This window comes from Rhodoluna sp., from assembly GCF_044232805.1.
Lineage (GTDB): Bacteria > Actinomycetota > Actinomycetes > Actinomycetales > Microbacteriaceae > Rhodoluna.
In genome coordinates, this window is sequence record NZ_JBIILG010000036.1 from 1 (window position 1) to 10,987 (window position 10,987).

Annotated in this window: 11 protein-coding genes and 1 pseudogene; 7 read left to right on the forward strand and 5 right to left on the reverse strand. The window is 49.2% G+C overall.

Annotated elements, in window-relative coordinates:
• The 3 genes and pseudogenes from AC9UES_RS05260 to AC9UES_RS05270 form a co-directional block, all read right to left on the reverse strand.
• A pseudogene (locus tag AC9UES_RS05260) lies at positions 1 to 265 on the reverse strand (purine-nucleoside phosphorylase); the annotation flags it as partial.
• Between the two features lie 75 nt (positions 266 to 340).
• Positions 341 to 2,113, reverse strand: coding sequence for an acetyl/propionyl/methylcrotonyl-CoA carboxylase subunit alpha (locus tag AC9UES_RS05265; protein ID WP_509527319.1), 1,773 nt, complete (start codon positions 2,111 to 2,113; stop codon positions 341 to 343).
• Between the two features lie 74 nt (positions 2,114 to 2,187).
• Complete coding sequence (locus AC9UES_RS05270) at positions 2,188 to 2,814, reverse strand: Maf family protein (RefSeq protein ID WP_509527320.1); 627 nt, start codon at positions 2,812 to 2,814, stop codon at positions 2,188 to 2,190.
• Positions 2,815 to 2,851: 37 nt separating this feature from the next.
• Between AC9UES_RS05270 and AC9UES_RS05275 the strand changes: the two genes are divergently transcribed.
• The 4 genes from AC9UES_RS05275 to AC9UES_RS05290 are packed head-to-tail and all read left to right on the forward strand — an operon-like array spanning position 2,852 to position 6,883.
• Positions 2,852 to 4,063 carry a class I SAM-dependent RNA methyltransferase gene (locus AC9UES_RS05275; RefSeq protein ID WP_509527321.1) on the forward strand — a complete coding sequence of 404 codons (1,212 nt, stop codon included), beginning with the start codon at positions 2,852 to 2,854 and terminating at the stop codon, positions 4,061 to 4,063.
• Complete coding sequence (locus AC9UES_RS05280) at positions 4,060 to 4,740, forward strand: response regulator transcription factor (protein WP_509527322.1); 681 nt, start codon at positions 4,060 to 4,062, stop codon at positions 4,738 to 4,740. The genes AC9UES_RS05275 and AC9UES_RS05280 overlap by 4 nt, the downstream gene beginning before the upstream one ends.
• Positions 4,741 to 5,931, forward strand: coding sequence for a sensor histidine kinase (locus AC9UES_RS05285; RefSeq protein WP_509527323.1), 1,191 nt, complete (start codon positions 4,741 to 4,743; stop codon positions 5,929 to 5,931).
• Positions 5,924 to 6,883 (forward strand): hypothetical protein, encoded by a 960-nt coding sequence (locus AC9UES_RS05290; protein WP_509527324.1) that lies wholly within the window; start codon positions 5,924 to 5,926, stop codon positions 6,881 to 6,883. Before AC9UES_RS05285 ends, AC9UES_RS05290 begins: the two co-directional genes overlap by 8 nt.
• Positions 6,884 to 7,041: 158 nt before the next feature.
• Here the strand turns inward: AC9UES_RS05290 and AC9UES_RS05295 are convergent, their stop codons facing one another.
• Positions 7,042 to 7,266 (reverse strand): acyl-CoA carboxylase subunit epsilon, encoded by a 225-nt coding sequence (locus AC9UES_RS05295; RefSeq protein WP_509527326.1) that lies wholly within the window; start codon positions 7,264 to 7,266, stop codon positions 7,042 to 7,044.
• The gene (locus tag AC9UES_RS05300; protein ID WP_509527328.1) at positions 7,266 to 8,864 is read right to left on the reverse strand and encodes an acyl-CoA carboxylase subunit beta; all 1,599 of its coding nucleotides are present in this window, start codon (positions 8,862 to 8,864) and stop codon (positions 7,266 to 7,268) included. Before AC9UES_RS05300 ends, AC9UES_RS05295 begins: the two co-directional genes overlap by 1 nt.
• 137 nt (positions 8,865 to 9,001) lie before the next feature.
• Here AC9UES_RS05300 and AC9UES_RS05305 point away from each other — a divergent pair, with 137 nt between their 5' ends.
• The 3 genes from AC9UES_RS05305 to AC9UES_RS05315 form a co-directional block, all read left to right on the forward strand.
• A complete protein-coding gene (locus AC9UES_RS05305; protein ID WP_509527330.1) occupies positions 9,002 to 9,781 on the forward strand; it encodes a biotin--[acetyl-CoA-carboxylase] ligase in 780 nt (259 codons plus the stop codon).
• 3 nt (positions 9,782 to 9,784) lie between these two features.
• Positions 9,785 to 10,228: a PH domain-containing protein gene (locus AC9UES_RS05310; RefSeq protein ID WP_509527331.1), complete on the forward strand. Its 444-nt coding sequence runs from the start codon at positions 9,785 to 9,787 to the stop codon at positions 10,226 to 10,228.
• A 17-nt stretch (positions 10,229 to 10,245) separates the two neighbouring features.
• The coding region (locus AC9UES_RS05315; RefSeq protein WP_509527333.1) for an ATP-grasp domain-containing protein at positions 10,246 to 10,987 on the forward strand (742 nt) is incomplete at its 3' end.

The following is a 10,987-nucleotide window of genomic DNA, read 5'->3' on the forward strand; positions in this document are numbered from 1 at the left end:
CCAAGGCGTACTTGCCACTAGGCAACTTGATGGAACGAATGGAGGCAACGTGACCTTCAACAACCGGAGCCGAGAATCCAATGATGTCCTTAGCTGGAACGCTGGCAACTTCTTCACCGATAAGGTCAGCTGCCTTTGCCCAGCCAGAGCCAAGGGTCAGTGCGATGTCGTGAGTTTCGATTCCCGTTGCTTCACGAATTTGATCGGCAGCCTGTTTGGCAATTTCGAATGGGCTATTGCTATGTATTTCCAGTGGATTAGTCATGGTTTTCAGTCTAGCTGTCGAGCGCGAAGTTGAAATGAGGCCCCAAATAGATGGCATGAACAGCCCAAACTTCGATTAGTCCTCAAACTCGATCAAGACAGTTCCAGAGGGAACAGTTTCACCGACTGAAACCTTTACGGCCTTAATGACGCCATTGCGTGGCGAAGATATCGACTGCTCCATCTTCATGGCTTCTAGCACCAGAACTTGATCCCCCTCAACGACTTTGTCACCGGCTGCTACCGCAAGCTTCACAACGGTTGATTGCATAGGAGCTTTTATAGATTTGTTACCTGCCCCACTTGAGCTGTTGTGGGAAGAGATTTTTCGCTTTGGTGCGCGACCGCCAGTCGCGCTAGCACTGCCACCTTGAAGCATTCTGGCAGGAAGACTTACCTCAATGCGTTTGCCATCAACTTCAACAACCACATTCTTTCGAGAGTTGGATATCTCATCAATGGGATCTACTAGTCCACTCCAAGGCTGTAGGTCGTTTATCCACTCTGTTTCTATCCAGCGGGTGTAAACACCAAATTTTCCATCGCTTGCAACAAATGCTGGGTCATTAACAATCTTGCGATGGAAAGGAATCACGGTAGGCAAACCCAAAACCTGCAATTCGGCAAGAGCACGCCTTGATCGCTCAAGTGCTTGAGTGCGGTCCTTGCCGGTAACAATAAGTTTTGCAATCATGGAATCAAAGTTTCCAGAAATTGAATCTCCCGATTCAACACCGCTATCTACTCGAACCCCTGGCCCACCTGGCGCTCTAAAAACGTGCACTGATCCAGGAGCTGGCATAAAGTTTTGGCCTGGATCTTCACCGTTGATTCTGAATTCGAAACTGTGGCCCGAAACCTCAGGGTCTGGGTAATCAATCAATCCGCCCTCGGCAATGCGGAATTGCTCTCTGACTAGATCCAGCCCAGTTACCTCTTCGGAGACCGGGTGCTCAACCTGCAGCCTGGTGTTGACTTCCAGAAAAGATATGGTTCCGTCTTGAGCCACCAAGAACTCGCAGGTGCCGGCTCCGATGTAACCAACTTCTCTAAGAATTGCTTTGGAAGATTCGTACAGCTCTTTGGTTTGTTTGGCGGTTAGAAATGGTGCTGGCGCTTCTTCCACAAGTTTTTGGTGCCTTCGCTGCAAGGAGCAGTCTCTGGTGGAAACAACCACCACATTGCCAGCGCTGTCAGCGAGGCACTGCGTTTCAACGTGGCGAGGCTTCTCAAGATATTTTTCAACAAAGCACTCACCTCTTCCAAAAGCTGCAACTGCTTCTCGGGTAGCAGATTCAAACAGTTCGGCAACTTCTGATTCTTGATAGGCGACTTTGATTCCTCGGCCGCCTCCGCCATAGGCTGCCTTGATAGCAACCGGCAACCCGTGCTTGGAAACAAAATCCAAAACTTCTTTGGCGTTTTTAACTGGGTTCAAAGTTCCAGGAGCAAGTGGTGCACCCACTTTTTCGGCAACGTGCCTGGCCGAAACTTTATCGCCAAGGCGTTCAATTGCTTCTGGGGTTGGGCCAATCCAAATCAAACCCGCTTTGCTGACCGCCCGGGCAAACTCAGCATTTTCTGCGAGGAAACCATAGCCGGGGTGGACAGCATTACAGTTGGATCTTTTTGCAATTGAGAGAAGTTTTTCAATAACCAGGTAGGTTTCAGCGGAGGTCGTTCCGTTTAGGGCGTAGGCCTCATCGGATACCCTCACGTGCAAGCTATCGCGATCTTGATCTGCATAGACCGCAACTGATTTTCTGCCACTGTCTTTTGCAGCTCTAGCGATGCGAACGGCGATCTCGCCACGGTTGGCGATGAGTACTTTTGTGATCAATCCGCTCATAAGACAGAATCCTATTGGCTATTGATGGGTCAAAATTGGCCCTTGGCTACAAACAATCAGCGCAAACCCTGTGATTAGCGCCAAAGACTGGTGTATTCAACTCCCAGTTGGCCGCAAAGATCTCTAACGACACCTAGCGACAAGCCGACCACGGTGTGTGCGTCACCTTCTATACGGTCAATGAACGCACCACCAATGCCATCAATAGTGAAGGCCCCCGCGACTTTCAAGGGCTCAGTGGTAGCAACATAGGCTTCGATTTCTGCGTCCGTGATGTTGGCAAAGTAAACCTTGGTGGAGCTTGTTTTTGAAACCACCTTCGGTGCAGCTGGGTCTCGATTATCAATCAAGCAATGACCGCTGTGCAGGACACCATGGTTTCCACGTAGTTGCTTCCAGCGCTCAATGGCCACTTCGGCAATATGGGGTTTACCAAGGGTTGCTCCTTGAAACTCAAGAGCTGAGTCACCCCCGAGCACCAGGGCTCCAAAAGTCTCCTGCATAGTTACTACCGATTCCGCCTTGGCGTCTGCCAGGTATTGAACCAACTGGGAAGTTGTGTGATTGGAGTTACTGGCTTTGAACTGATCGGAAAGTGCTTGCTCATCCGCGGTTGGGATAAGAACCTCTGGGTCAATCCCTGCTGCTTTGAGCAGGGAGAACCTGGCGGGGGAGCTAGAGGCCAAGACTAAACGGGTCACGGATAAAGACTACTTGGAGTTGTGGAACACTTGTCCAATGAGCAAAACAGAGAATTGGCAAGACCGCGAGCTTGAGCTAGAAATTGAAAAGGTTGCCCACGGTGGCATCTTCGTAGCAAGGCACGAGGGCCGCGTGGTCTTTGTTTCCCACACCGCGCCAGGAGAAAAAGTCCGGGCGAAAGTTTTTGAAGACAAGGGTGGATCATTCTGCCGTGCAGAAACAACTGAAGTTCTTGCCCCCTCCGCCAAAAGAGTTGCTCACGTCTGGAAAGAAGCCGATCGACTAGGCGCCGGTGGCGCTGAGTTTGGACACCTAGCACTGGAATACCAACGTCAGCTAAAAACCGATGTCCTGGAAGAGTCGCTATCTCGAATGGCAGGAATCAACCAGCGCGTGCAAGTCATGGCGGTGCCTGGAGACGAGCTCACAAACGGACTCGGCTATCGAACCAGAATTCAATTGCATGTTTCTGAAGAGGGGGTAGCAGGTCCCTACCGGGAGAGAAGTCACGAAGTTGTTCCGGTGAAGTCCCTGCCACTGGCCGTCGCAGAGATAAACGAACTAGGAGTACATCTAAAGAACTGGCAAGACGTGAAGCGAATTGAAATCTCTAGTGCTTCAACTGGCGGTATTCAGTGGTTCATCGATAAGAAAATCAAAGGTGACAAAAGACTCACTGAGCGCGCGCTAGGAAGAAGTTTTAGAATCTCGAGCGGAGGTTTCTGGCAGGTACACAGGGGAGCAGCCGAACTGCTAGCCTCCCAAATTGTTGAGCTTTCTGAGGGGCTCGAGGTTGAAGCCAACAACTTGGATCTCTATGGAGGTGTTGGATTATTTTCTGGAGCGCTTGCGACCAAATACGGTAAAAAACTGAACATCACCACCGTCGAGTCATCAAAGGTGGCAACCAGCGATGCTTCTGCCAACCTGGTTGACCTAGCTAAACATAAAGCGGTAGCTGCGCCGGTGGAGGGCTTCTTGAAGCTGCAAATCAAGCAAGGCCTAGAACTATCTGGAGCAACTGTAATTCTTGATCCCCCAAGGGCCGGAGCCGGCAAACAAGTTGTTGAACAATTGACTTTTCTGAAGCCCAAGAAAATCATTTACGTTGCATGTGACCCGGTGTCTTTGGCTAGAGACCTAAAAACCTTCACGGCTTCGGGTTATCGCGTTGAAACTATTCGAGCCTTTGACTTGTTTCCTCACACTCACCATTTTGAAACCATAGTTAGTCTGGTTCTGGAATGACAAAACTTTCTACCGTTTCCTCAATCACGGGAATACAAGAAATTGGTGTGATCATTATTGATGATCACGAAGCAATTCGGCTGGCTCTTTCTACCGTTTGCGAGCAGAACAATTTCAAGCTACTGGCGTCAACTGATTCGGTGGCGGCTGCTCTTGGCTCGATTGCTGGAAAGAATCCCGACGTGGCGGTTTTAGACCTATCGCTTTCGGATGGTTCAAAAGTTGAAGAAAACGTAAAGCGCCTAGTTGAAAAAGGTATCTCAGTTCTAGTTTTTAGCATCGCCGACAAAGCCCAGCTAGTTCGAGCTGCGCTAAAAGCTGGAGCCGCAGCTCTTGTTCCCAAATCACACAGCATGAGTGAATTAGTGGACGCAATTCGGATGGCGGCAGCCGGCATGCTTGTAAACAATCTTCAAACCACGGCCGCGATTGATGCTGACCAAGATTTCACCAGCGCCAAGCTTTCCCCAAGAGAGCAGGAGGTGCTATCGCTTTACGCTTCTGGTTTAGCGCTAAAACAAGTTGCATACAGCCTCAACATCACGGTTTCTACCGCCAAAGAGCATATCGATCGAGTCCGAAACAAGTACGCGACTATCGGTCGGCCTGCCGTGAATAAGACCGAACTGTTGCTTCGGGCAATTGAGGATGGCTTGATTGAGGAAGGAAGTCTCTAATTGGCCCTCAAGAGACCCGTTTCCACAAAAAGCTATTCAGTAAATCGAGTAAACCAACTCATTGCAAGTATCTACTCCTTTTTGCTTGTCGCTGTAGTCACTGAGGCTTTGGTCAATGGCTTCAGGCAGCTGGAGTCTCTAAACACCTTGGTGTTTGTAGCTTCTGTGGCGCTGCTAGCTTTCCTCGTTGTTGGTTTCTTGATCAGTCACTTTTTCTTTCAGTCGCCACTGTTTTGGTTTAGAGCGATACCGGTTTTGACCCTGGTGCTGTTGGCAACTTGGCCGCTTCATTACGATGCATCAACGGTATTACCCGAGACCTTCAAACCATGGATTTGGTGGTTGCTTGGAATTTCTGCAGTTGCTGCAGGCATCTCTTTTCGCTTCTGGCTGGGAGTTCTTTACATTTTTATCGTTTCCTTGGGTTGGATACCCACACGAATATCACCGAGTGGCGGTTCCGGTGAACTAATTCTGGCAATCCAGGACTCCTTGCATTTATTTGTTTTGGCTTCAATCGCCACGACAATGGCAGCGGCTTTTAGATGGCAAGCAGCTAAAACAGACTTTGCTAATCAAAATTTGATTGCCAGTGGCGTAAAGAGTGCTCAGAGTCAGGCGATGGAGTTAGAGCAATCAAGATTGGACGCTTTGGTGCACGACAGCGTCCTAACAGCCCTGTTGGTTGCATCCAAAGCCCAAACCCCTGAAGAGATATCTTTAGCCAAAGAGTCGGCAGCTGAAGCACTTAGAAGGCTAGACGAAGATAACGCGTCACTCAAAACCGTTACCGCAATTACGCAAGTCAGTTTCTTTGAGGCTCTTCAAAACAGAATTCACGAGGTGCACCCAAGTTTTGAAGTCACTGTCCAGCAAACCAACAACGCACTGCTACCGGAGCTTATTTCTGAGGCTCTAACCGAAGCGACCCTTCAAGCCGTTGATAACTCAACTAAGCACGGAGGCAGTTCCGCCAAAAGAAGCGTTTTGCTTCAGAGTCAGGGCACAGGCTTAAAGATAGTTGTCAGCGATACCGGCAAGGGTTTTCGAGCTTCAAAAATTCCCAAAGACCGCCTTGGTATTCAGCTTTCAATTATTGGCCGTGTGAAGTCAGTAGGCGGTCGAGTCTTCATTAGATCGGAACCTGGAAAAGGCACGGACGTAGTGCTGGAGTGGAGCCCAAGTGTTTAGGCTTCCGCTTTGGTTAGTTCAGGTAGTTGGTGCCTTATTGGTTCTCAACCCACCAGTTACCGCGCTTATCGGATTTGATCGCTACGACAACTGGATTTTTGCCCTGGGAGCAATCCTCATGTACGTGTTTGTTGCATTGTTTTCAGTTTTTTACTACCGCACCCGAGAGATACCAGCGCTTTTGGCTTGGATCAATCTTTTAGTTGTTGTAATTGTTCCCCAACTAATCCAAGAGGCTATCGATGTGGCAACCGTGGACTCTCAAACAAGCTGGTACGTATCCGGGTTAGGTGCCCTATTGGCCGTTACTGCAATCAGGGGCCAACAAGCAGTTTCTTGGATCGGTGCTGCCGTTTTAACCCTAGAGGTCTTGGTTTGGGGCGGCACCGAAACGCTGTTTAACAGTGGGCTAGCCGGGGCCATGAGTTTAGTTGTCGCAGCCAATGTGCTTTCTTTTGCACTTACTCGCATTGAAATCGAAACTCAAACTTACCTAGATAAAGCAATCGAGATTGAAGCTGCGGCAGCAGTTGAGTCTTCAACTCGACTGGAGAGATCTCGAAGGCTTAGTGAGACTTTACGAGTCTCCTATCCACTACTTCAAAAAATCGCAGCCGGTCAATTAGATGAAGAATCCAAACAAGAAGCAAAGCTTTTGGAAGCCCAGTTGCGCGACGCTATTCGGGGTCGAGAACTCATCGATTCCAAAATGCAGGAAGCTATCCGATCCGCTCGCTTGCGAGGTATTGAAGTAGTTGTTTTGGATGAAGGCGGGCTGGCAGCTTTGGCTGAAAATTCCAAAACTGAGCTAAGGCAAAAACTAGCAGCGGAACTCGATCAGATTTCTAGTGGAAGAGTTACTATTCGTGCACCACGCGGTGGAGACATAAACGCAACCTTCGTTGCGTCTAGAGCAGGCACCGCAACACCAGATGTTTTCTTGAAGTTTTAAATGGAGAACCCGGGCTGTATACAGGCCCGGGTCTCAACCCCCAAACCATTCAAGCTTTCCCCTGATAGCTACTACCGAATGGTTCTTCTCTTAACTTAGTTAATGCCCGTCCTGGTGTTTGCAAAATACTCGGTCTGAGCTGTCCCCATTTTGGGGGACTAAATTTCACCCTTGAAATCTGATCGCCACTCTAGAGCTCCGGGGCCGCTGCTCTCGCGAAGCATCGGGCCGCCTTTTGCCCAATTGGGTTCTGGTTGTGCCGATTCAGTTGTGCTGACTGTCTCACGCAAAACGGCAACTACTGCTGCCAACTCCTGCTCGGTTGGATTTCCGGAAACGACTTCTAGCTCAGTGGCTAGATCTTTGTCTTCAGAGTTTGGCATTAGAGCGGAATGTTTCCATGCTTTTTGGGAGGTAGCGATGCGCGCTTGGTGCGCAGAGCTCTAAGAGCTTTGATGATTGAGACTCTGGTGGCTGCTGGTTCAATAACTCCATCGAGCTCACCTCGCTCAGCTGCTAAGAATGGTGAGGCCACGTTATAGGTGTATTCGGCAGCTAGCTCGGCACGAACTTTAGCTATGTCCTTACCGGCCTCTTCTGCTTCTTTGATCTTGTCGCGGAACAAAATGTTCACAGCTCCCTGACCGCCCATAACAGCGATTTCAGCGCTTGGCCAAGCTAAGTTGATATCGGCCCCAAGTTGTTTTGAGCCCATGACGATGTATGCGCCACCGTAAGCCTTGCGAGTAATCACAGTTACCAGTGGAACGGTTGCTTCTGCGTATGCGTACAACAGCTTTGCCCCGCGCCTGATAACTCCGGCCCACTCCTGATCGGTTCCAGGAAGATATCCTGGAACATCCACCAGGGTGAGAATAGGAATAGAAAACGCATCGCAGAAGCGAACAAATCGCGCCGCTTTCTCACCCGCGTCAATGTTTAGTGTTCCCGCCATAGCTGATGGCTGGTTAGCAATTATTCCAACACTTCGGCCATCAACTCGTGCAAAACCAATCAAGATGTTTGGTGCAAACAGTGGCTGAACTTCCAAAAAGTTTGCCTCGTCAACCAGGTGTTCAATTACGGTGCGCATGTCATAGGGCTGGTTTGGTGAGTCAGGAATCAGTGTGTTTAGTTTCTTGTCAAGCTCGGTGATTTCAAGCTCAGAGTGTGAGTCATAGACAACTGTTTCGCCTAAGTTGTTTTGCGGCAGAAAGCTAAGCATGTTACGTGCGTAGTCGAGAGCATCATCTTCGTCACTGGCTAGGTAGTGAGCCACCCCGGAAGTCTCGTTGTGTGCCCTGGCACCGCCGAGCTCTTCCATGCCAACTTCTTCACCCGTCACGGTCAAGATCACATCGGGGCCGGTAACAAACATGTTTGAAGTTTTATCAACCATGATTACAAAGTCGGTCAGTGCAGGGGAGTAAACAGCGCCACCTGCAGCGGGCCCCATGATGATTGAAATCTGAGGAATCACACCTGAAGCCATGGTGTTTTTTCTAAAAATCTCGCCGTATTTGCCAAGAGCCACAACACCTTCTTGGATTCTGGCTCCACCGGAATCCAAAATGCCAATTATCGGCACGCCTGTTGAAATGGCCAGATCCATAATCTTGATGATCTTGTTTCCAGCTGCTTCACCAAGCGATCCGCCAAATACTGTGAAGTCCTGGGAGTAAACGGCAACTTGCCTGCCGTGGATGGTTCCAAAGCCAGTCACTACGGAATCACCATAGGGACGATTGACGTCCATGCCAAAAGCATTAGATCGATGACGAACAAACTCGTCTACCTCAACAAAAGAGCCTTTATCCAAAAGGATGTCGATTCTTTCGCGAGCAGTCTTTTTTCCCTTAGCGTGCTGTTTTTTTACAGCGGCATCACCATTGGCGTGGACCGCCTCGTGGTAGCGGTTTCTAAGGTCTTCGATTTTGCCGGCAGTGGTGGAAAGGTCTGCCTCCGAGCGCTTTTCAGTCAATGTCTCTCCATTTGCTTTTTGGCAGTATCGGACCAACTTTATAGGAGGTCATAGGTGATGTTATTGCAGCTTTACGCAGAGAATATTTCCATATTGGTGAGGATTCCTACAAACCAGCCCTGGCCTAGGCTTTACCCATGGAATACCCAAAGACCTCTCTAGTAGCTAACGGCCTGTTGGCGGTTGCGGAAACTGGATCCACCAACCAAGACTTACTTGCCCTAGCCGCCTCGAATCAACATCCAGAGTTTTTTACCCTTATAACTGAGTTTCAAACAGCAGGGCGGGGTCGCCTGGATAGAAAGTGGCAGGCAGCTTCCGGTAGTTCCGTCATGGCCTCAGTATTACTTCGACCCAGTTTCAAAGAGGACGAAGGAATCGGGTGGCTTACTTTGGTGATGGCTGAGGCGATCAAAACCGCGCTCGCCGAAGTGGGTATCGAATCCAAGATCAAGTGGCCAAACGATGTTTTGGTCAATGGTCAAAAAATAAGCGGAATACTGGCTGAAGCAAACTCAGACCTATCGGCTGTGGTGGTGGGTTTTGGGATCAACGTGAATCAAAGCGCACAAGAGCTGCCAACTGGCTCCGCTACTTCTTTATTAGTAGAAGGTGCAACCAATCTCGATAGAGACAGCTTGCTGGCACGAACCCTAAGTCACTTCCAGCACCTTTACTTAGACCTTGTTGAAGCTGGTGGTGATGCGGTAGCTAGTGGCTTGCGAGCAAGAATCATTGAGGCATCGGCAACTATCGGAGAGCTTGTAGAGGTCTTGTTTCCAGATGGTTCATCGGCCATTGGTGAGGCGATTGGAATAGACGAAGGTGGCAGGTTGCAAGTATTGAGTGCTACCAAGACACTAACTGTCTCTGCCGGCGATGTCCTACACCTCAGAACTGCAAAGTGGGAAGATTAGATAGTGACTGAAACTTTTGAAACTAAATTGGTGCGACTTCGCCCAAGGGCAGCTGCTTTACTGTTTCCAACTTTGGTTTTAGCCGCTAGCTCATTTTCAGTGATCTACTTTTTTGAATTGGTTGCCCCCGATCTATATCAGATTGTCTTATGGGCGGCCATCGTGGCAGTTTCGCTTTTTTGGTTACTTCCTTTACTTAATTGGTTGGCCGCATCACTAGTGATTACTGACCAGAGGATAATTCACCGCTCCGGCCTATTTGGATTACGTAAAAAAGTGCTAAACCTTTCGGAGCTTTCGTCTATTGAAGTTCAGCGCCCCAAACCACTTCGAGCAAAGGCGATATCCTTGGTCAAAGTCGATGGCCAGGTGATTACTGTCAGCGGCTACTCTAGACCTAAGCAGTTAGCCGCCGCCATTGAAGCCGAGGCAAGCAAAACTCTTTAGTTGTAAGGATCATTTAGTTGACTAACTCCCGCGTTGGTGTAATTGGCGGTGGTCAACTTGCCCGAATGATAATCGCTCCTGCCAGCCAACTGGGTATCGAACTAAAAGTTCTCGCAGAAACTGATAACTCTCCGGCAGCTGATGCCACCACACTTGTTGGAGACTTCACTGACCTTGAAACTGTTCTGACCTTTGCTAAATCGGTTGATGTCATAACCTTCGATCACGAGCATGTGCCGCTTGTGATCTTGCAGCAATTAGAGCAGCAGGGAATTTCTGTTCAACCTTCATCAAAGGCCCTTGCACATGCTCAGAACAAACTTGTTATGCGCCAAGCGCTACACAAGATTGGTGCACCGAACCCTATTTGGAAAGAAGTCTTCACAGCCTTGCAATTAGATCAGTTCATCAATGAGCATGGCCCCGAAGTTGTTGTGAAGACACCAATCGGCGGATATGACGGTAAGGGTGTTCGAGTGGTTAGTTCTTCGGAACAAGTTTCCGATTGGCTTGCTGCCCCCATGCTCGCTTCGCTAGGTGGGTCATTACTGGTGGAACAAAAAGTTTCATTCAAAAGAGAACTTGCTCAGCTAAGTGCCAGAAATCCAAATGGTGATTTTGTGAGCTGGCCGATTGTGGAGACCAGACAAAAAAATGGAGTGTGCTCAGAAGTATTGTCGCCAGCTCCAAACATCAGTGCCGACAAATCCACGGAGGCAGTCAAAATAGCACGGTTGATTTCGGAATCTCTCGGGGTAA